This window comes from Rhodococcus sp. KBS0724 (assembly GCF_005938745.2).
Taxonomy (GTDB): Bacteria; Actinomycetota; Actinomycetes; order Mycobacteriales; family Mycobacteriaceae; genus Rhodococcus_F.
Genome location: NZ_VCBX02000001.1, coordinates 5,640,808 through 5,660,873, shown reverse-complemented (window position 1 = coordinate 5,660,873; position 20,066 = coordinate 5,640,808). Strand labels below are relative to the sequence as shown.

Annotated in this window: 17 protein-coding genes; 7 read left to right on the top strand and 10 right to left on the bottom strand. The window is 61.9% G+C overall.

The window, feature by feature from the left end:
* Nucleotides 1-572 precede the first annotated feature (572 nt).
* From FFI94_RS25915 to FFI94_RS25885, 7 genes are all read right to left on the bottom strand, one after another.
* A complete protein-coding gene (locus tag FFI94_RS25915) occupies nt 573-2,147 on the bottom strand; it encodes an ABC transporter substrate-binding protein (protein ID WP_138870333.1) in 1,575 nt (524 codons plus the stop codon).
* Nucleotides 2,148-2,186: 39 nt separating this feature from the next.
* Nucleotides 2,187-3,206, bottom strand: coding sequence for an ABC transporter ATP-binding protein (locus FFI94_RS25910; protein WP_138870332.1), 1,020 nt, complete (start codon nt 3,204-3,206; stop codon nt 2,187-2,189).
* Nucleotides 3,207-3,215: 9 nt separating this feature from the next.
* Complete coding sequence (locus FFI94_RS25905; protein WP_138870331.1) at nt 3,216-4,214, bottom strand: ABC transporter ATP-binding protein; 999 nt, start codon at nt 4,212-4,214, stop codon at nt 3,216-3,218.
* Between the two features lie 52 nt (nt 4,215-4,266).
* Nucleotides 4,267-5,835, bottom strand: coding sequence for an ABC transporter substrate-binding protein (locus tag FFI94_RS25900; RefSeq protein WP_138870330.1), 1,569 nt, complete (start codon nt 5,833-5,835; stop codon nt 4,267-4,269).
* 100 nt (nt 5,836-5,935) lie between these two features.
* A complete protein-coding gene (locus tag FFI94_RS25895; protein WP_138870329.1) occupies nt 5,936-6,838 on the bottom strand; it encodes an ABC transporter permease in 903 nt (300 codons plus the stop codon).
* On the bottom strand, nt 6,835-7,788 hold the full coding sequence (locus FFI94_RS25890; protein WP_138870328.1) for an ABC transporter permease: 954 nt from the start codon (nt 7,786-7,788) through the stop codon (nt 6,835-6,837). The genes FFI94_RS25895 and FFI94_RS25890 overlap by 4 nt, the downstream gene beginning before the upstream one ends.
* 364 nt (nt 7,789-8,152) lie before the next feature.
* On the bottom strand, nt 8,153-9,187 hold the full coding sequence (locus FFI94_RS25885; protein WP_138870327.1) for a ferredoxin--NADP reductase: 1,035 nt from the start codon (nt 9,185-9,187) through the stop codon (nt 8,153-8,155).
* Nucleotides 9,188-9,326: 139 nt separating this feature from the next.
* Here FFI94_RS25885 and FFI94_RS25880 point away from each other — a divergent pair, with 139 nt between their 5' ends.
* From FFI94_RS25880 to FFI94_RS25865, 4 genes are read left to right on the top strand one after another with little or no spacing between them, the layout of a single operon-like run.
* The gene (locus tag FFI94_RS25880; protein WP_138870326.1) at nt 9,327-10,745 is read left to right on the top strand and encodes a class I adenylate-forming enzyme family protein; all 1,419 of its coding nucleotides are present in this window, start codon (nt 9,327-9,329) and stop codon (nt 10,743-10,745) included.
* Nucleotides 10,723-11,628: an acyl-CoA dehydrogenase family protein gene (locus FFI94_RS25875; protein ID WP_138870325.1), complete on the top strand. Its 906-nt coding sequence runs from the start codon at nt 10,723-10,725 to the stop codon at nt 11,626-11,628. The genes FFI94_RS25880 and FFI94_RS25875 overlap by 23 nt, the downstream gene beginning before the upstream one ends.
* Nucleotides 11,615-12,703, top strand: coding sequence for an acyl-CoA dehydrogenase family protein (locus FFI94_RS25870; RefSeq protein ID WP_138870324.1), 1,089 nt, complete (start codon nt 11,615-11,617; stop codon nt 12,701-12,703). Before FFI94_RS25875 ends, FFI94_RS25870 begins: the two co-directional genes overlap by 14 nt.
* Nucleotide 12,704: 1 nt before the next feature.
* Entirely contained in the window at nt 12,705-13,472 is a 768-nt protein-coding gene (locus tag FFI94_RS25865) for an enoyl-CoA hydratase/isomerase family protein (protein WP_138870323.1), read from the top strand.
* Between the two features lie 61 nt (nt 13,473-13,533).
* On the opposite strand, the gene FFI94_RS25860 is transcribed toward FFI94_RS25865, so the two are convergent.
* Together FFI94_RS25860 and FFI94_RS25855 are read right to left on the bottom strand one after the other, a co-directional pair.
* The gene (locus tag FFI94_RS25860; RefSeq protein WP_138870322.1) at nt 13,534-14,427 is read right to left on the bottom strand and encodes a TIGR03619 family F420-dependent LLM class oxidoreductase; all 894 of its coding nucleotides are present in this window, start codon (nt 14,425-14,427) and stop codon (nt 13,534-13,536) included.
* Between the two features lie 195 nt (nt 14,428-14,622).
* On the bottom strand, nt 14,623-15,384 hold the full coding sequence (locus FFI94_RS25855; protein ID WP_138870321.1) for an SDR family NAD(P)-dependent oxidoreductase: 762 nt from the start codon (nt 15,382-15,384) through the stop codon (nt 14,623-14,625).
* 52 nt (nt 15,385-15,436) lie between these two features.
* Between FFI94_RS25855 and FFI94_RS25850 the strand changes: the two genes are divergently transcribed.
* The 3 genes from FFI94_RS25850 to FFI94_RS25840 are packed head-to-tail and all read left to right on the top strand — an operon-like array spanning nt 15,437 to nt 18,951.
* The gene (locus FFI94_RS25850) at nt 15,437-16,882 is read left to right on the top strand and encodes a class I adenylate-forming enzyme family protein (RefSeq protein ID WP_138870320.1); all 1,446 of its coding nucleotides are present in this window, start codon (nt 15,437-15,439) and stop codon (nt 16,880-16,882) included.
* The gene (locus tag FFI94_RS25845; protein ID WP_138870319.1) at nt 16,875-18,014 is read left to right on the top strand and encodes a thiolase family protein; all 1,140 of its coding nucleotides are present in this window, start codon (nt 16,875-16,877) and stop codon (nt 18,012-18,014) included. The genes FFI94_RS25850 and FFI94_RS25845 overlap by 8 nt, the downstream gene beginning before the upstream one ends.
* Nucleotides 18,015-18,060: 46 nt before the next feature.
* Entirely contained in the window at nt 18,061-18,951 is an 891-nt protein-coding gene (locus FFI94_RS25840) for an ArgK/MeaB family GTPase (protein WP_138870318.1), read from the top strand.
* Here FFI94_RS25840 and FFI94_RS25835 read toward each other — a convergent pair.
* Nucleotides 18,948-20,027 carry a dihydrodipicolinate reductase gene (locus tag FFI94_RS25835; protein ID WP_138870317.1) on the bottom strand — a complete coding sequence of 360 codons (1,080 nt, stop codon included), beginning with the start codon at nt 20,025-20,027 and terminating at the stop codon, nt 18,948-18,950. The two genes, FFI94_RS25840 and FFI94_RS25835, sit on opposite strands and share 4 nt — an antisense overlap.
* Between the last annotated feature and the right edge of the window lie 39 nt (nt 20,028-20,066).

The following is a 20,066-nucleotide window of genomic DNA, read 5'->3' as shown; positions in this document are numbered from 1 at the left end:
CTTACTTCGCTGGTGAATCCGGCGCCGCCGCCGGGGCAGTCGAGGATCCGGCGGGATAGATCGTCGTTGGTGAGGGCGAACATCGCCCGGTATTCACAGAGCGAGCGGGAACTGATCAGAATGTCGCCGATTCCGTTGATACGAGGGTTGTTGTCGAAGTTCACGGGTGGTCCTCTCGGTAAGGAGGCCACCTCATTGCATCGGCCGGGATGGATACCTGTCGTACAGATGAGGATCGTCGGCCGCGCGTGAGGCGGCCGAAAGTGCACAGTTCAGGGCCGCGGATAGAGCGGCCACCAGAGCTGCGCGAATGTATTCACTGGCCAATTAGAGCACGTTCCGATGAACGCGTCATCGGCACTGTCAGGAACTGTCAAGTTCTCTGGGGTGCAACGATTTTCGGAAGGACTATGGCATGGATTTTGCCTTCGGTCGGGTATCGGCGGCCTGTTCGGTGACCTGATGCCTGGTTTTGCGCTGCTGCGCCGTGCCTGAGTGCACACAACCCTGTCGCAGATGGCGGGATGCGACCGGGCGAGGTGACTTGTGTGCATTCAGGACCGGGTCAGAGATCAGTTGGTCATCCAGAACTCCTCGGGCAGTGGTGATCCGAAGCCGTACATCTGAACGCCATGTGCATTCTTTGCCGTGATGACCGACGGTGCGGATTTGGCGTACCAAACGCCGGGATTAAGTGCTACCAGACGCTTCTGCACGGTTTCGTAGGCCGCGCGGCGTTCCTCGATGGTCCTCCCGACGCGGCCGGCGTCCAGAGCGTCGCTGAGTTGCTGGTCGCTGATTCCGGTGATGTTTCCCTGCGACGAGGAGTGAAATGCGGTCCACAGTGCGGCATCGGGATCCTGGAACAACGCGGATGCAATGATCATGTCGAAATCATGCGTGGCATTGCGGGAGTTTCCGGTGGCGGCGTCGACAACCTCGATATCCATGGAGACATTCTTGAACGCGCTCAGCTGGGCTTGAACCGTCTCGGCTGTTGCCTTGTTCTCCGGCAGTGCATAGGTGGTGAAGGTGAAGGACAGAGGTTTGCCCTCGGCCGCCAACTCGTCGAAGAGCTTTTGCGCTGTCTCCTTGTTCGGAGTCGTCAGCGGAATATCCGAGAAGAACGGTGACGTTTCCGGGAACAGTGTCTGCGGAACAACCCCTTTACCGTCGTTGATCACGGTGTTGATTGCTTCGAGATCGACAGCCATGGAGACTGCCCGACGGGCACGTTCGTCGTCGAACGGTGCGCGCCGTGCGTTCATGCCCATGTAGAGTCCGCCGCCGAACGATACTGTGTCGGTGGACAAACCGGCGTCCTGCGCCTGAGCCAGGCTCGCCCAGTTCGTTTCCATGGCAAAATCCGCACCGCCCGCGATCATCGTGTTGAGGCGTTGAGTTGCGTCAGCCACCGTTCGGAGAGTCAGCCCATCGAGATACGGCTTCGGCGCATCCCAGTGCAACGGGTTCTTCTTCAGCTCCATGACGTCCTGGCGTGTCCACTTCGTCAGCATGAACGGCCCGGCACCAACAGGGTTTTCGTCGAAGGCGGCTTGTCCCTTCTGCAATGCGGTGGGTGAGGCGATCCAATTCATCGCGCCGGTAACGAGAGCCTGCGGGAAGACCGGACTGGGCGCGGCCATCGCCACATTCAGGGTCGTCGCGTCCACCACCTCGGTGGACGCCACCTGCGACGCCTGCCTGATCGAGTCGGATGGATGTGCGGGATCGCGCAGACGGTCCCAGTTGAACTTCACAGCTGCCGCGTCCAACGGTGTTTCGTCGGAAAATGTCAGTCCTGGGCGAAGTTTCAGGGTGAACGTCGATCCACCGTCAGCCGAGGAGAAGTCGGTTGCCATGGTGAACTTCATGTCCAGTGTCGCGGGATCCTCGATCATCAACGTTCCGTACAGAGCATTTCCGAGGAGACTCTGCCGCGTCCACGAATTACCCAGTCCAGCCGGGTCGAGAGTGCGGGGTTCGCCGATGACAATGGCACGTGCCACGCCGCCCGCTACCGGTTCACCGGCGTCGGCATTGCTCCCGGAGGTTTCTGCGGGGCTGGCGCCGCACGCACTGAGAAACAGAGCCGCGGAACATACCGCGGCCAGAGTCGCGGTTACTGCGCGTCTCGTTCGGATCATGGTCGACCTTTCAGAAGTAATGCAGCTGGCAAGTCGAGTTCACCCGGCAATGCTGTCCACCAGAAGGTTCTTGCTCACTGGAGCCAGGGGGAAGTGACATGCTGCGAACTGGCCGGGACGAACCTCTCTCATCTCAGGTTCCTCCGCGGCGCAGCGTTCCTCGACCTGTGGGCAACGGGTGCGGAACCGGCATCCACTCGGCGGCGAAAGCGGCGACGGCACATCTCCTTCCAGAGCCGGTCCGGCAAAACCCTTCTCCGGATCGGTCAGCGGTACGGAATCGAGCAGTGCGCGCGTGTACGGATGGGCGGGGTCGTCGTAGACCTCGACGGAATCGCCGAACTCGCATACCTTGCCGAGGTACATGACCATGACGTTGTCGCTGACGGTTCGCACCACACCAAGGTCGTGGGCGATGAAGACAACGGTGAGGTCGAACTCGCTCTTGAGGACTTCGATGAGGTTCAGGATCTGTGCCTGCACGGAGACGTCGAGTGCGGAGACAGGTTCGTCGCAGATCAACAGTCGTGGGCTCAGAGCGAGAGCGCGCGCGATCGCCACACGCTGCGCCTGGCCGCCGGAGAGTTGGCGCGGCAACATCTCTGCGAACCGCGTGCCAGACAGTCCGACCTGTTCGAGTACCGATGCCGAGGTGGTGACTCTTTCGGCTGCGGGGGCGCCGGCGACTGCCATGCCTTCGACGACGATGTCTTTGACGGAGCGACGCGGGTTCAGTGAGGCTACCGGGTCCTGGAAGATCATCTGCATATCGCGGCGCAGTTTACGCATCTGCGATTCGTCGGCGTTTTCGATCCAGTCCTCGCCGAAGCGGATTCGGCCAGCGGTGACTCGGTCCAGACGCAGAACTGCGCGTCCGGTGGTGGACTTCCCGCAACCGGATTCACCGACGATGCCGAGGGTTTCGCCGGGCAGGACGTCGAAACTGATCTTGGATACGGCCTGAACGGTTCCGGAACTTGTGTGATATTCCACGACAAGATCTTGAACACTCAGGAGAGCGTCGTCGCCCCGTAGGTGAGCGCTACCACTACCAGCCATGAGATTCTCTTACCTTCCGGACATTGCCGACGCCGGGACGGCGACCGGGTTGAGGCACGCCACATCATGGTCTGCGCCAACTGATTCCAACTGCAGGCCGGGGGTGGAACACTCTGCGACGGCCTGACCGCAGCGTGGCTCGAAGCGGCAACCCTCGGGCGGGGACGTGGGATCGGGGAGCGATCCGTCGATCAACCGCAACGGTGAGTGGCGTTCGTGGTCGATGGTGGGCGTTGCTCCCAGAAGAGCGTGGGTGTAGCGGTGGCGCGGCTCGTCGAATACTTCTCGGGTGGAACCTATTTCGGCGATCTTTCCCGCGTACATGACGGAGACGCGGTCGGTTCGGCCGGCGACGACGGCCAGGTCATGGCTGATCAGCAGCATCGAGGTGCCACGTTCACGCTGGATGCGGCGCAGCAGGTCCAGGATCTGGCGCTGAATGGTCACGTCCAATGCCGTCGTGGGTTCGTCGGCGATCAACAGATCCGGCTCGCACGCGAGCGCGATCGCGATCATGACACGCTGGCGCATACCGCCGGACATTTCGTGGGGGTAGTTGCTCAGACGCCGTTCGGGGTCGGGCACCCCGACCTCCGTGAGGAGGTCGAGGGCCCGACTGTGAGCTTCGGAACGGCTGACTCCGAGATGGCGGCGCATCCCTTCGGTCATCTGTCGTTCCACTTTGACTACAGGGTTGAGGGATCTGCCCGGATCCTGGAAGACCATGGCGATCTGGTTGCCCCAGATCTCGAGCTTTTCCTTCTTCGTCAGCGCCAGTAGGTCGCGTCCTTGGAAGGTGACTTCCCCTGATCGGCCCGAACGTGGGGGCATCAGGCCCATGATGGCCCGTGCCATGACGGACTTGCCTGAGCCGGATTCACCGACGATTCCCAGTGCTTGACTTCGGTCCAAGGTCAAGGAGACGTCGTCCACGGCACGCACGATTCCGCGTGGTGTGCCGATATGGGCACGTAGGTTCCTCACTTCGAGGAGTGGCTGAGAGTTCATGGTGATCCGGCCCTTTGATCTGTAGTCGGCTACTGCGTCGAATTGCTTTCGGCTACTTCGCGATCCACATACCGTCCGTGAGAGGCGAACCCGAGCCGTACATGGTGACGCCCTGTACGTCCTTGCCCGTCACGGTCGACGGTGCTGCGCGGATGTACCAGAGTCCGACGGTGAGGTCGGCGAGGCGCTCCTGGACGGTTGTGTACGCGGCCTTGCGCTCGTCCTGTGACTGTGAGGTGCGGCCGACGTCGAGTGCGTCACTGAGTTCCTGATCGTCGACGCCGATGATGTTGCCCGGGGACTTGTTGTGGAAAGTCGACCACATGGAATCCGGATCCTGGATGATCGCGGAGGAGACCACCATGTCGAAGTCCTTGGTACCCATCTTGGCGGTGGCGGCGGCGTAGTCGACAACATCGACCTTGGCCTCGACGTTCTTGTATGCGCTCAACTGGGCCTGAAGTGCCTCACCTGCGGTCTTGCTCTCGGCCGTCGGGTACGACGTGTAGGTGAAGGACACGGGCTTGCCTTCGGCAGCCAGCTCGTCGAAGAGCTTCTGCGCTTCGGCCTTGTTGTACTCCGCGAGCGGGATGTCTGCGTAGAACGGGGAGGATTCCTGGAACAGAGTGTCCGGAACCTCGCCCTTGCCGCTGTAGACGACGGTGTTCAGAGCATCGAGATCAACTGCGAGCGACACCGCGCGACGGGCACGCTCGTCGTTGAATGGTGCGCGCCGGAAGTTCATGGACAGGTACTGGCCGCCGCCCATCGGAACGATATCGGTGGGGAAGCCGGCAGTCTCGGCCGTATCCAGCGTCTGCCAATTGGATTCGCTGATCAGATCAGCGCCACCGGTCGACAGTGTGTTGTAACGCTGATTGGTGTCAGGAGCCACGCGAACGGTGAGGGTATCCAGGTACGGACGGGGCGCGTCGTAATACGTGGGGTTCTTTGCCAATTCGATGGAGTCCTGCCGTGCCCACTTGGTGAGCGTGAACGGGCCGGCGCCGATCGGGTTCTCGTCGAACCCGGCCTGACCCTTCTGCAAAGCGGCCGGTGAGGCGATCCAGTTCATCGAACTGGCGATGAGGGTCTGCGCGTAGTGCGGAGTCGGCATGACCATCGTGACGTTGAGGTTGGCCGGATCGACGACGCTCAAATTAGCGATCTGTGCGACGTAGCGAGCGGATGTCGAACCGAGAGCCGGGTCCTTGAGGCGCTCCCAGTTGAACTTGACCGCTTCGGCGTCGAGGGGAGTTCCGTCCGAGAACTTCACGTCAGGGCGAAGCTTCAGGTTGAACGAAGCGCCACCGTCGGTAGTCGAGAAGTCCTCGGCCATGGTGTACGTGACATCGAGGGTCTTGGTGTCGTTGATCATCAACGTGCCGTACAGCGAGTTGCCGAGGATGCCCTGGTGTGCCCAGGTGTTGGACAGCGTGGCGGGGTCGAGGGACCGCGGCTCGCCCGCCATGATCGCGCGGCCGGCACCGCCGGATACGGGATCGCCTGCCGCCGTAGTGCCCTCGTTGCTGCTGCCGGAATCGGAGCCGCAGGCGGTCAGCACGAATGCTGCGGTACACACCATCGCGACCGCTGTCAGTAAGCGTCTTTTTCGGATCATGGAATGCCCTCTCAGGTGGAACGTGGAAACGGGTACGTCGGGTCGAGCGGGAAAACGGTCTTGGTCGTTCGGTTGTGACGAGTGCCGGTCGTGCAGCGTTTCAGTCGTGCAGAGTGCGGTCGAACTTGTTGCGGAGGAAGTCACCTGCCTGATTGAGGGCGAACACCGTGAAGAAGATCGCCAACGAAGGAACGAAGACCAAGTGTGGGTAGTCGGCAATGTAGTTCTTGCCGTCGCCGATCATTCCGCCCCAACTGGGCTGTGGCGGTGGGATTCCCAGGCCGAGGAAGCTCAGTGAGCCTTCGGCGACGATTAGAGCGGCCATGATGATCGGCAGGAACGCAGCCAGGGGAGCGAGGACGTTGGGCAGGATCTCCTTGAACAGGATTCGCCAGTGTCCGGCGCCCATGTTCCTTGCGGCGCGTACGAATTCCCTCGAGCTCCAGGACATTGTGTTGGCTCGTGCGAGACGGATGAAACCGGGGATCACGACCAAGGTCAGTCCGAGCAGCATTGTCGGAATCGAGGGGGTCAGGACGGACGCCAGCGCCAGCAGCAGAATCAGCGGTGGGAATGCGAGCATCGCGTCGGCGAGGAGTGTGACACCGGAGTCGAGACGTCGACCGAAGTAGCCGCCGATCAGGCCGATGAAGGAGCCCACCACAAAACCGATCAATCCGGCTACAGTGCCTACAAGAAGCGAGACACGGGCACCGTAGATGATGCGGGAGAGCATTGAACGCCCGAGCGTGTCTGTCCCCAGGAGTAGATCGAGAGACTCGAACGACGGTGAAAGGCGCGGTGCGCCAATCGGAACGGAGTAGGGAGCAATGGGCAGGATGTTCGCGAGCGCAGCGGCGAGAAGTACTGCGACGAGCCATCCGAAAGACAAGTACACCAGAATGGATCGTGACTTCTTTGCCGGTGGCACCAGAGGCAACGCCGGGTCGGACGGTTGCTCGTCCTGTGAGCCGGTTCGGTCTTCGACAACTGATCGCGTCATGCTCCGACAACCTTCCTGACCCGTGGGTCGATCAATCCGTAGCTGAGGTCGACCAGGGTGTTGATACCCACGTACACGATGGCGATGAAGACAACGAGTCCCTGGACCATGATCACGTCGCGTGACGTGATGGACGAGGAGATGAGCTGTCCCAAACCGGGTAGACCGAACAGTGTTTCGACGATGACGGTGCCGCCGATGAGTCGGCCCAGGCTGATGCCGGCAACGGTGATCAGGGAGAACGACGACGGTCGGAGCGCGTGCCTGAACATCACGTACCAGCCTGGCATGCCCTTGGCCCGGGCCGCGGCCACGTAATCCTCACGCAGGGTTCCGATCAGGTCGGTGCGGAGCAGTCGGTGGAATGCGGCGATCTCGGTCAACGCGATTGCGATGGCGGGCAACAGTGCGCTCTGGAGGTTTGCGCCGAGCCCTTCACTCATGCGTGACCAGCCCGTCACCGGGAAGAGCTGGAATTTGATCGCGAAGTAGTAAATCAGGACCGGGCCGGCGATGAACGCGGGAACCGAGAGGCACACAGCCGAAACGACATTGATGCCGCGGTCGAGCTTGCTTCCCGGGCGCGACGCGGAAGCGACGGCCATCAAGACGGCAACGACCAGAGCAATGATCAGACCCATGGCGGCCAACTGCAGAGTGACCGGGAGGCGCTCGACGATCGCCTCGCTGACTGACTGCCCGGTGAGCGGTGAGGTTCCGAAGTCTCCGCGGAATGCGTCGCCGAGCCAATTGAAGTACTGAGTCCAGACGGGAACGTCGAGTCCCATCTTTGCTTCCATCGCCGCAACGGCCTCGGGGGTAGCGTTTTCACCCAGGATCACCTCGGCGGCAGACCCGGGCGCCAGGCTCAACAGTAGAACAGCTGCTGCCGCTACCAACAAGACGACCACCAAGCTGCGGCCTACACGTCTCGTAATTGTGAGAATCATCCAACTCGACTTTCATCATGCAAGCGCGGCCAAAGTTCCTTGTACGCAGAGATTTTGGACTGTTACGAAGCTTGCGTGTGATTATGCGCACTCTTGGCGCACCTGGATTTGTTGTAATATATTCAATGATCACTGCGAATAGCAAGAGAAACCTGGATAGAACTCTTGTCGGTGCATTTCGACATCCGACGGTTGCCGGTAAATGGACTGTAAATCAACAGGATTGAGGGTCGCCGAAGCTGCGCCCGAGTGCTGTGGCCGAAATCGGGCGCGACGATGTTGCTCGTGTCGCCGAGCTGACGCCTTTGATCGAAAGCGTCAATGATGTTGTTTTACAACGAATCTTGGATTGTCTTCTCCCGTCTCACTCGTACTTGACCGTGATGGACTCGGAGTCGGGTACTGCCTGGCAGGTGAGAACGTAGCCGTCCGACACCTCTTCCTCGGTCAGTGCGTCGTTGATTCTCATCACGGCACTTCCTGAGGTCACATGTGCCATGCACGTTGCGCAGTTTCCGGCTTCGCAGGAAAACGGCGGTGTAAGTCCTGCTCGCCGAGCGCTTTCCAATAACGTCTCGTTGGGGTGTCGTGGTACCGAGGTCTTCTTTCGTCCGAGAACGATGGTCACGGTTCCGGTGACCTCGGTGGAAGTTGTTTCGGTAGCGGCAGATTCGCCGGTGGAAATGGGTTCGGCCGTGTTAATCGGTTCGGCCGCACTGCCGAACCGTTCGCTGAAGATGCGGCCCGGTCCGGGTAACGCCGATTCGATCAGATCCATGAAGGGTTCGGGGCCGCACAGGTAGCTGTCGGCGCCCACGTGTTCGCCGACAAATTCGAGTACTGCGGCTTTGTCGAGGAAGCCGTTCTTGTCATCGAGGTGGCGTGCGACGGTCAGTCGGCCGGGGTAGCGGTCGACCAGTTCCGAGAGAACGCGCTCGAAGATCATCGAGTCGTGATCACGATCGGCGCACAGGAGGTGAACGTCGCGATCGGTGGTGGCGAGGGTGGTCTTGGCGAGCGAGAGGATCGGGGTGATGCCGCTGCCGCCGCTGAAACCGAGCAGCGGCGCCTGCGACTCACGCAGGCAGAACGTGCCGGCGGGCCTGGTGACGACTACTTCGTCGCCCTCGGAGACATTGTCGTGCAGCCAGTTCGAGACCTTGCCTCCGGCAACACGTTTGACGGTGGTCATCAATTCGTGGTCGGTGTCGGGTGAACTCGACATCGAGTAGGAGCGGAACAGTTCGGTGCCGTCGACCTCGACGCGGAACGTGCAGAACTGCCCGGCGTTGTAGGTGAACGGACCGTCGGTCGGAGCGAGAACATACGTACGTGCGTCGGAGCTCTCTTTGACGATTCGGGTGACGGTCGCTCGTTGGAACAACGGTGGTCTCGCCATGGCTACCTCCTGCTGATATTGAGATTCTATAAGTTTGAGAATACTATTCTCTCAAACGAGATAGGATCTTCTCAATGAAGCATTTGTACACGCGAGACGGGGGATGCGCTAGCCCCCATCCCCCGGTGAGGAGCCAAGGATGAACGGCCAGAGCGTCCTTGTGTTCGACGAACAGAAATACAGCCGAGAAGAACTCGAAGCGCTAGCCGACGGACTTGCATCGCGGCTGGTTCGGGACGGCGTCGTGGCTGGTCAACGCGTTGCTCTCATGTCGTCGAATCGTCCGGAGTTCGTTGTCGCGGTACTCGCGATCTGGCGCGTCGGTGCCGCTGTCGTGCTCATCAGTCCGGCGTGGAAGAGCGTCGAGGTGGCGCACGCACTGGCGACGACAAGCCCCGTGTACGCGATCGGCGACAATCCGGTGCTCGCGGAACTGATGCCGATGCTGAGCCTTGACGAGTCGGTCTCGTGCAGCACCGACACACGCGGCACCGGAACGTTCGGCGAGCCCGATCCCGCGTCGGATGCCGTTCTCGTCTTCAGTTCGGGAACAACCGGGTTACCCAAGGCGGTCCGGCACACTCACGCGTCGTTTGCTGTTGCCGTCGATCAGTGGCGAGACGTGCTGGAGTTGACGGAACGCGATCGCATGCAGATCGTGACTCCGCCTTCACACATACTCGGTCTGCTCAACATCGTCACGGCTCTCGAGTCCGGTGCGTGGCTGCGACTTCACCGCCGATTCGATCTCGACGCGATGCTGCACCACATCGAGGTAGACCGGATTACCGTCGAAATGGCCGTTGCGCCCATCGCTTTGGCTATCGCTTCCCATCCGAAGCTCGAATCGTACGATCTGTCGTCGCTGCGCTACATCATGTGGGGTGCAACGCCGGTGACACCGAGCGTCGCCGAAGAAGTCACTCGGCGAACAGGTGTCGGGTGGATGCCGGCGTACGGTGCCAGTGAGCTCCCCGTCATCGCGTGCAACCCCGTCGAGGGTGCGCAACTCGACAGCGTGGGGCGTGCGGCACCGGGCGTGAGCCTTCGAATTGTGTCTACCGAAACCGGTGATGTGCTCGGCCCTGGCGAGACCGGAGAAATCCAGGCCCTGTCGGCATCGGTCATGGCCGGCTATCTTCCCGACGAGGAAACCGCCGGCGCGTTCGCCGGCGGTTGGTACCGAACCGGTGACGTCGGACATCTCGACGATGACGGTTGGCTGCGAATCACCGACCGCCTCAAGGAAATGATCAAGGTACGCGGCTTCCAGGTAGCGCCGGCCGAGATCGAAGCAGTCCTGCACGGACACCCCGACGTCGCGGATTGCGCGGTGTTCGGCATTCCCGACCCGAAAGACGGGGAAGCGATTGTCGCGGCCGTCGCGACAAACGGTTCGATCGGTGAAGCGGAACTGATGGAACTCGTAGCGGGCCGCATGGCCGGCTACAAACGCCTACGGCGAGTGGTGTTCGTGCCCGAAATTCCTCGCCTGCCCTCCGGCAAGGTGTTGCGCCGAGAACTCAAGGAGCGCTATGGACGTACGTCTGACTCATGAACAGCGGCAGCTGCGTGACGCTGCCGCAAAACTGGCCGACGATCTGGGGCCGGGCTCGGTCCTCGATTTGGAAGATGCCACCCGGAATGCTCGTCTGGAGAAGGCGGTAGCCATTACCGGCTGGCGTTCGCTCCGGTCGGACGGCGCGTCTGGTGTCGAAGTTGCCATCGTCGCAGAGGAATTCGGCCGCGGATTGGTCGACGTTCCGTTTCTCGGGCCGGTGCTTGCCGACGATCTACGGCGCCATGTCGCCGACGATCAGCTCACGTGGGCGATAGCTGTCGGTGACGAGGCGGTCGACGCAACAGGCCTCGAACATGCTCTTGTCCTGCGCGAGAACAAGGCCTTCGCGGGCCGAGTCGGATCGGTAGCTGCCGGCGCCGATCTGACTCGAGGTTTTGCCGAGTTGCTCGAGGATGGGGATTCGCTCGGCGAAATCTCGGCTGACGATGTGACGCGGTGGGAGGCACTTGCGCTCGTGGCTACCTGCGCCGATCTTGTCGGCACAGCACGAGGCGCCCACCATGTTGCGACCGAGTACGCCAAGGTCCGTGAGCAGTACGGCACGGCCATCGGGTCGTACCAGGCTGTTGCGCATCTGCTGGCCGAAGGTCTCGCGCTGATCGAAGGATCGGTGAGTGTGCTCCGGTATGCGGCGTGGGCCGTGGACGAACTGCCGCCCGCCGAGGCGATCGCGGCAGCGCGGATCGCAAAGATCTACTGCGCGCGGGCAACTCGAACCGTGTGTGAAACCGCAGTGCAGGTGCACGGCGGAATCGGTAACACGTGGGAGTGCCTCGTGCATGTGTACCTGCGGCGGGCATTGACGTCCACCGAACTGTTTCCCGTAAGGCTGGAGGAGATCGACCTTGGACTTTCGTGATTCGCCGGAAGAAGCCGCTTTCCGAGACCGACTGAGGTCATGGGCAGCTGAGCGGGCAAAAGCATTCCCCAGTTCGGGGGACGAGTACTGGGCACGGCAGGGTGAGTGGCATCAGGCGCTGTACAGCGGTGGATTCTTCGGCGCTTCGTGGCCCAAAGAATATGGTGGACAAGAACTGCCACCTGTCTACGACGTCATCGTCGACGAGGAACTTGCTATCGCCGGTGCTCCGCCTCGGCCCAGTCTCGGATACCTGGTACATGGACTCGGCAGGCATGGCAGTGAGGATCTTCGGCGCCGATTCCTTCCCGGGATGATCAACGGCACCGAACGCTGGTGCCAGGGATTCAGTGAGCCAGGTGCGGGTTCGGATCTTGCCTCGCTCACGACCACCGCCACGCGGGAGGGCGACGAGTACGTCATCGCGGGCCACAAGATCTGGACCAGCTACAGCGATGTCGCCGACTGGTGCCTGCTCTTGGCACGGACAGAACCCGACGCAAAGCGTCACCGCGGACTGACCGCATTCATCGTCTCGATGGACCAGCCCGGTATTGAGCAGCGTCCGCTCAAGATGATGAACGGTGTCACCAAGGAGTTCGGCCAGGTGCTCTTCGACGGTGCTCGTGTGCCGGTCGATCAGATGGTCGGCGCTCCCGGTGAAGGCTGGGCATTGGCCATGACCGTTGTCGGGCACGAACGTGAACCGTCCACGCTGGGGTACGCGGCGCGCTACGGCAAACTGGTCCGCCAGCTCGCAGCCAGGAGCGACGGACCGCCGTCCACAGAATTGGCCTGGGCTGCAGTGGAAACGGAAATGCTGCGGCTGCACGTGCGTCGCCGGCTGTCGGAGCAGCTGGACGGACTCTCCCACGGCTCGGAGGGTTCGCTCGACAAGCTCCTCATGACCTGGGTTGATCAAGCCGTCGGACACGCAGCGTTGACGGAGGCGGGTAGCCGCGACACCGAGATGCTCGGGTCGTACCTGTACAGCCGCGCCCAGAGCGTCATGGGTGGGACATCACAAATTCAGAAGAACATCATTGCCTCGCGCATTCTCGGATTGGGAGTTTGACATGTACGACATGCCCGAAGAGATCGACGTCCGCGCAGAAGGCTCGCTGCGGATCATCACTCTCAATCGACCGGACGCGCTCAACGCCGTCAACGACAGCTTGCACACGGGCCTGGCGGAGTTGTGGCCGCGGCTCAGCGCGGATCGTGACGCGCGTGCCGCGGTGCTTACCGGCAACGGTAAGGCTTTCTCGGCGGGTGGCGATTTTTCCTACCTCGCGGAGTTGGCCGAAGACTCCGAAATGCGGGCTCGCACAATCGCGCACGGTCGTGATCTGGTGCTCGGAATGGCTCGGTGCCGGGTTCCGGTGATCGCGGCTGTCAACGGCCCGGCCGTCGGCCTGGGATGCAGCCTCGTTGCACTGAGCGACATCGTCTACATCGCAGAATCCGCCTACCTGGCCGACCCGCACGTGCAGGTCGGACTGGTTGCCGCCGACGGCGGACCGCTGACCTGGCCGCTGCAGATCAGTCTGCTGCTGGCCAAGGAATACGCACTGACCGGGACGCGCATCGGAGCTGAGAAGGCCTGCACGCTCGGCCTGGCCAACCATGTGTCTCTCGATCCGCTCGCCGACGCCGTCGAATGCGCGAAAAAGATTGCCTCGCAGCCGCGTCAGGCCGTCGAGAGCACCAAGCGACTGCTGAACATGCACCTCGAGCGGGCGATTCTTGCCACACTCGACTTTGCGACGACGGCCGAAGAGTTGACTTTCCAGAGCGAGGATTTCCGGGACAACATCGCGAAGCTCACCGCAGTGAAGAGCTGATTCGGAGAAAGTGGAAGAGGCTGGGCACCGGGGGATCTGTGCCCAGCCTCTTCTTTTCACATCACATGCACTTGGAGACGATCTCTTCGGCGAACTTCTCGATCGGGGCTCGGTACTGCTCCGCGCTTCCCTTCAAGTGTGAGTGGTCGCCGCTGTGCTGGAGATCCCAGTTGGCCCAGGGTGAGCACATCACACCGGTGATGCCGATGTCTTCTGCCCGCTTGTAGAGGTCAGGTGTCCGTTCGTCGAACAATCCGAGAATGATCTCGAAAGGCTCGTTTTCGCGTCCGTATTCGCGGCGGTAACCCTTGATTCGGTCGATCCATACTGTGGCTTCTTCCAGCGTGTATGCAGTACCGACCCAGCCGTCGCAGTAGCGCGCTGCACGTTTGAGGGCGGCAGCAGATTCGCCGCCGCAGAGAATAGGGACCGGTGCGGGCGGGTGCGGTTCGATCATCATTTCAGGAATGTCGTAATACTCGCCCTTCCAGGACACCCAGCCACCTTTCCACAATGCTCGCAGAGCCTGAACCATCTCGTTGAGTCTAGGTCCGCGGTTGTCGAAGTCCTGGCCGAGCAGTTCGAATTCCTCGCGCATCCAGCCGGCAGAGAGTCCAATGGACACCCGGCCGTTGGACAGTGCTCCCGCGGTGCCCACCTGTTTGGCGACTTCGAGGATAGGGCGCGCGGGCGCGATGTAGACGTTGTTGCCGAAATGCAGGTTCTCGGTTACTGCGGCCATTGCACCGATGAGGACCCAGGCATCGGGCCATTCGGTGTCGGGTTGCCAGTACGGAACCCCGCTTTCCGTTGCAGGATAACGGGTTTTGAGTTCACGCGGGAAGATGAGATGGTCCGATACGAGGACGCCGTGATAGCCGTTCTCGTCGAGCATCTTTGCGACGGCGGGCATCTCGGCGGTGTTCATGAAGGCCGTGCCGGTCCAGAATTTCATGCTTCTGCCCTGCGCTGACGGCTGATTGTCGAACATGTGGAAGTCATGCGGACACAGTATGGGAATGCGATTCAAGTTATCGGAGAACCAGAATCTTCGATTGTGTCTGCAGAACAACGCTTTTCGTAGTATCTCGCGACCGGGTCGGGGGCGCCGTACTGCTGCCGACGCCCCCGGGCGTCGCGGTTCGGCAAGTTACTTCGGGGGGAACCGCAGTGCGCCGTCGAGGCGGATGACCTCGCCGTTGAGGTAGTCGTTCTCCACGATCGAGGAGACCAGCGTGGCGTACTCCGGTGAGCGGCCCATACGCTGGGGATGCGGAACCTGCGGTCCCCAGTACGCCTCGAGCTGGTCGCCGGCCTTGCCGTATGCAGGCGTCAGGAATGTGCCGGGCGCGATCGTCACGACTCGGATGCCGAGCGGCGAGAGGTCGCGTGCGGCAACAAGAGTCATGCCGACAACGCCGCCCTTGGCTGCGGAGTACGGGAGCTGGCCGATCTGGCCTTCGTACGCGGCGATGGATGCCGTGTTGATGATGACGCCGCGGCCGGTCTCGAGAGCCTCCTGGCGGCCCATCGCCGCTGCCGACAGACGCATCACGTTGAATACCGAGATCAAGTACGAATTGATCGTGGTCGTGAACGCCTCGAGGCTCATGGCGCTGCCGTCCTTGCCGACCAGCCGGCCGCCACCGGCGGGGCCGCCGTGGCAGTCGACCGAGATGCGCAGCGGACCCAGCGATTCGGCTTCGGCGATTGCGGCAAGAACGCTGTCTTCGTCACCGGCATCGGTGCGGACGTATCGAACGCCGAGTTCGCGCTCGAGTTCCTTGCCCTTGTCGTCGGCCACGTCGGCCACGACGACCTTGGCTCCCTCCGAGTGGAGACGGCGAACCGTAGCCTCGCCGAGCCCTCCGGTGCCACCGACGACGATGGCGGAACAACCGTTGATCTGCATTTTGATTTCCCTTCTTGCAAGTATTGATCTCTGTTGAGAGAATAATGTTCTCATGAACATCACCATGATTGCAGAAATGGCCGCATCGAGTTGCGATCGGGCCGTAGTGACCGTCGAAAATCGGTCATTGACCGCCGCGCAACTCCTTGCCCTTGCCCGCCGCGCCGCCGACCGATTCCGGCAGTACCCTGCCGTGCTCTACCTCGGCACCAACCACCTCGCGTATCCCGTCGCGCTGTTCGGCGCCGCGATGGCCGGGGTTCCGTTCGTGCCACTCAACTACAGACTGGGCGATCAGCAGTTGGCTGCCCTGATCGACCGCCACCCCGGTGCACTGGTGCTGCGTCTCGATGATCTCGACGATCTGATCGACATCGAAGCGATACAGCAGGATTCGGCCGAATCCGATGCCCCGGCTCCACAGTGGGACGGTGACAGCGTCGCCGCAATCATCTACACCAGCGGAACCACCGCTGATCCCAAGCCTGCGATACTCCGGCATCGGCATCTACTCGCCTACGTGCTCAACACCATGGAGTTCTCGTCGGCCGACGAGAACGACGCATCGTTGGTCGCTGTTCCGCCCTATCACATCGCAGGTCTGACGAATCTGCTCTCCAACCTCTACACCGGGCGTCGGATCGTCTATCTGGCTGCTTTCGACGCCAAAATCTGGCTCGACACCGTCCGGGGCCAAAGCGTCACGCACGCGATGCTCGTTCCTACGATGCTGGCGCGTGTTGTCGCCGAGTTGGGGGAGAACGATGCAAATACTCCCTCGCTGGCAAGTTTGGCGTACGGCGGATCGAGAACACCCAGACCGGTACTCGAGCACGCGCTGCGAAGCTTCCCGGATACCGGATTCGTCAATGCCTACGGCCTCACGGAGACAGCGTCGTCGGTGGCAGTTCTCGGCCCCGACGATCACCGGATTGCCTTTGCCTCTGCCGATCCGGCAGTGCGTGACCGACTCGGGTCCGTCGGAAAAATGCTGCCGGGCATCGAGATCGAGGTGCGCAGCGAGGACGGCGATCCGGTCGGGGCCGGCGTCACCGGCCTGGTATTCGTTCGGGGCGAGCAGATTTCCGGCGAATACGGCAACCGGAGTGTGCTCGACGAGAATGGCTGGTTCGCCACGCGTGATCTCGGTCGACTCGACTCCGAGGGTTTCCTGTTCATCGAAGGACGCGCGGACGACACCATCATCCGAGGGGGTGAGAACATCGCCCCCGCAGAAATCGAGGACGTGCTTCTTGCGCATCCCGCCATTGTCGAGGCTGCCGTGATCGGCGTTCCGGATCCTGAATGGGGACAACGGATAGTTGCCGTCCTCGTCGGCGATGTCGATGAAGCAGAGATCAAGGCGTGGGTCAAGGAACGGCTGCGATCGTCCAAGACTCCCGACATCGTCGTGTTCCGACACGAACTCCCGAAGACCGAAACCGGAAAACTACTGCGCCGCGTTCTGCTGGCCGAATTGGAGAACACCCATGCCTGAAGCAATTATCGTCTCCGCACTGCGAACCCCCATCGGTACCGCGGGTAAGGGAACGTTGCGCGACACCACCGCTCACGACCTCGCTCACCATGTCGTTGCGGCGGCAGCAGAAACTCTCGATGCCAGCCAGATCGACGACGTCATGCTTGCCGAGGGCCTGTACGGCGGCGGCGTGATCGCCCGCCACGCGGCAATTACCGCAGGCCTGACCACAGTGCCAGGCCTGGCACTGAACCGGCACTGTGCGGCCAGCCTGGGTGCCGTGCAGGCCGCTGCAGGGTCCATCCGCTCCGGGATGGACAAGCTGATCATCGCCGGTGGCGTCAACTCCGCGTCGACCAGTCCGCGATCCTTGTTCCGCGTCGACGGCGAATTTGTGCCGTGGATGTCCCCGACGCACCCGGATCGCCCCGATGCACCGAACAAGGACATGTCGATCACGGTGGGCTGGAATGCCGCAGTGAAGGCCGGAGTCTCGCGCGAGGACATGGACACGTGGGCTCTGCTCTCGCACCAGAAGGCAGTGAGCGCCATCGACGAGGGGCGGTTCAAAGAAGAGATCGTGCCCATCAGCACACCTCACGGACTCTTCTCCGTCGACGAGCATCCGCGCCGCGAGACGAGCCTGGAGAAGCTCGGCTCGCTCAAGGTGCTGCACCCCGAGATCGAAGGATTCAGCATCACCGCCGGAAATGCGAGCGGCGCCAACGACGCTGCTGCGGTTCTCACGATCGCCAGCAGCGATCTGGGAATGCCGGGATTGGGAACCGTCAAGTCGTGGGCATCTGTCGCGGTTGATCCCGCCTTCACGGGTCTGGCTCCGGTCGAGGCAATTCCGAAGGCGTTGGCACGCGCGGGAATGTCGCTGGCCGACGTGGATCTGTTCGAGATCAACGAGGCGTTCGCGGCGATGTGCGTGGCGACGATCAAGATGCTCGGAATCGACGCTGACCGCGTCAATGTCAGCGGCAGCGGATGTTCTCTCGGGCATCCCGTGGCAGCCACCGGTGCGCGCATGCTGGTGACTCTGGTGCACGAGCTGCGACGCCGCGGCGGCGGAATCGGTGTTGCAGCCATGTGCGCCGGTGGCGGTATGGGTTCGGCGACGGTCATCGAGGTTCCGGCTCCGTGATGTCGACTGGGATATCGACTGGCACCGAGAGGTATTCGATTACTCGATGACGCTCACTACTGTTGCAACGATCGAGGATCTTGTCACCGCGGCGCGCTCAGGTTCACTGCGCGCCGCGGGCCGCCTGTTGAGTTTGGTCGAAAGCAGCAGGCGAGAAGAAGTTCTCGACATCGTCGGCTCGCGACCGGTGCGAGTGGTCGGGGTGACCGGCCCACCCGGCGCGGGCAAGTCCACCACCATCGCAGTTCTCGTGCGGGCGTATCGCCAGCGCGGACTGCGGGTTGCCGTTCTTGCAGTCGATCCTTCCTCGCCGTACAGCGGCGGCGCATTGTTGGGCGATCGAATACGGATGGCAGAGCACATCGACGACGCCGATGTGCTCATCCGTTCGGTGGCCACCCGCGGTCACCTGGGCGGTCTGGCCGTTGCCGTGCCGGCAGCGATCCGCCTCCTCGCGGCGCTGGACTACGATCTGATTCTGCTCGAATCGGTGGGCGTCGGGCAATCGGAAATCGAGATTTCCGCTATTGCAAATCCCGCGGTTGTTGTCCTCAATCCCGGTGCGGGAGATGCTGTTCAGGCTGCCAAGGCCGGGTTGCTCGAGGTGGCCGACATTCTCGTGGTAAACAAAGCCGACCGTGAGGGTGCCGATCAGACGGTCCGCGACCTGCGTGCGGAGGCCGGAGTTCCCATCCTCAAACTGATCGCATCGCGCGGTGAGGGTGTCACCGAACTGGCGGATGTGATCGACGCTCACCAGCGATCGGACACGTTTGCACGGCGAACCGCGCGAGCGCGAGTCCAGATTCTGTCCCTCGCGCAGTCGAAGTTGCGCACCCACCCCGAACTTGACGATCTGGCCCATGCCGTCGCAGCCGGCAGCAGCGATGCATACACCGCTGCTGCGCGACTGCTCGGAACGTCGGGCTCAGACTAGATCAGATCGGCAATAATCTGCGGAAGATCTTGTGTCGTACGGATTCCCGGAGCCGCAGTACAGACAGAGAGGATGGCGTTGACTGCCCGGTTGGCCGTGTAGGCCGGGGCAGTCTCGCTCATCCTCTCCAGCGGGATGGGGAAACGTAGATCGATGTCGAGTGGCGCATCCCCGTCGACGTCGATATGCCAGCCGGTGTCACGAATCTTCCAGTCGACGTCGAGTTCGCTCGAGCAGTACCACGTTGCGCAGAAGCTCAGAAGTTCTCGGCCGGCATGTGTGCCGCTTACCGTGATTCGTTGCGCGGCAACGGTGCCTGCTTCCAGGGTTCCTGCTGCGATCTGGACCGAAGTTGGGGTGGTGGCCAGCTCGCCGTGGGCGTCCACGGAGTCCAGTGGCAGGCCGATCGATTCGGCGACCATCTGCAGTGACGGACCGAAGTTGGACTTCACGTGTGCGATCCGGTTCTCGTCGAAATCGGTCGGGGCGAGCCCGAATCCCATGACGTCGAAAAGTATCCCGGGTGAATTACGTTGGGAGAGATCGGCAAATTCACTGATTGTCAGGTGGTTCAGGCGACGTTGAATCGAGCTCAACACCAGGGGGAGCGCCTCGGTCACAAATCCGGGGCTACTGCCGGTGCTGTGGATCGACGTTCCTCCGGTTCGGCACGCGGCTTCGATACGTTCGCGCAGCGCTGGGTCCATTCCGGCGGGGTAGTGAAATTCTCCCCGGGTGGTGACGATGTTCGAGCCGGCGGCGAGGATGCGGCATACTTCGTCGGCGTCGAACTGGCGCGGCATGTACAGCACACAATCCGCGCCCAACCCGATGACGTCGTCGATGCTGTTGGTGGCCAGCACCCCGGCGTCGTCGATGCCGCACAGTTCACCGGCGTCGCGACCGGCTTTGTCGGCCGAATGTACATATACACCGGCCAATTCCAGATTTGCATGTTCGATGACGCCGCGCAGCGAGCGTGTGCCGATGTTGCCGGTGGCCCACTGAACCACCCGATAGGGCCGGGGCACGGTAGTTTCCTGAACAGTACTGTCGGACAGGGTAGTCGAACTCATATCACACCTCGAAGGTCGGTCGATTCTACCGAGCAAAGG

Excerpts from the sequence above, each read along its gene's own strand:
- FFI94_RS25915 (WP_138870333.1), bottom strand. The coding sequence starts at position 2,147 with ATGATCCGAACGAGACGCGCAGTAACCGCGACTCTGGCCGCGGTATGT.
- FFI94_RS25910 (WP_138870332.1), bottom strand. The coding sequence starts at position 3,206 with ATGGCTGGTAGTGGTAGCGCTCACCTACGGGGCGACGACGCTCTCCTG.
- FFI94_RS25905 (WP_138870331.1), bottom strand. The coding sequence starts at position 4,214 with ATGAACTCTCAGCCACTCCTCGAAGTGAGGAACCTACGTGCCCATATC.
- FFI94_RS25900 (WP_138870330.1), bottom strand. The coding sequence starts at position 5,835 with ATGATCCGAAAAAGACGCTTACTGACAGCGGTCGCGATGGTGTGTACC.
- FFI94_RS25895 (WP_138870329.1), bottom strand. The coding sequence starts at position 6,838 with ATGACGCGATCAGTTGTCGAAGACCGAACCGGCTCACAGGACGAGCAA.
- FFI94_RS25890 (WP_138870328.1), bottom strand. The coding sequence starts at position 7,788 with ATGATTCTCACAATTACGAGACGTGTAGGCCGCAGCTTGGTGGTCGTC.
- FFI94_RS25885 (WP_138870327.1), bottom strand. The coding sequence starts at position 9,187 with ATGGCGAGACCACCGTTGTTCCAACGAGCGACCGTCACCCGAATCGTC.
- FFI94_RS25880 (WP_138870326.1), top strand. The coding sequence starts at position 9,327 with ATGAACGGCCAGAGCGTCCTTGTGTTCGACGAACAGAAATACAGCCGA.
- FFI94_RS25875 (WP_138870325.1), top strand. The coding sequence starts at position 10,723 with ATGGACGTACGTCTGACTCATGAACAGCGGCAGCTGCGTGACGCTGCC.
- FFI94_RS25865 (WP_138870323.1), top strand. The coding sequence starts at position 12,705 with ATGTACGACATGCCCGAAGAGATCGACGTCCGCGCAGAAGGCTCGCTG.
- FFI94_RS25860 (WP_138870322.1), bottom strand. The coding sequence starts at position 14,427 with ATGAAATTCTGGACCGGCACGGCCTTCATGAACACCGCCGAGATGCCC.
- FFI94_RS25855 (WP_138870321.1), bottom strand. The coding sequence starts at position 15,384 with ATGCAGATCAACGGTTGTTCCGCCATCGTCGTCGGTGGCACCGGAGGG.
- FFI94_RS25850 (WP_138870320.1), top strand. The coding sequence starts at position 15,437 with ATGAACATCACCATGATTGCAGAAATGGCCGCATCGAGTTGCGATCGG.
- FFI94_RS25845 (WP_138870319.1), top strand. The coding sequence starts at position 16,875 with ATGCCTGAAGCAATTATCGTCTCCGCACTGCGAACCCCCATCGGTACC.
- FFI94_RS25840 (WP_138870318.1), top strand. The coding sequence starts at position 18,061 with ATGACGCTCACTACTGTTGCAACGATCGAGGATCTTGTCACCGCGGCG.
- FFI94_RS25835 (WP_138870317.1), bottom strand. The coding sequence starts at position 20,027 with ATGAGTTCGACTACCCTGTCCGACAGTACTGTTCAGGAAACTACCGTG.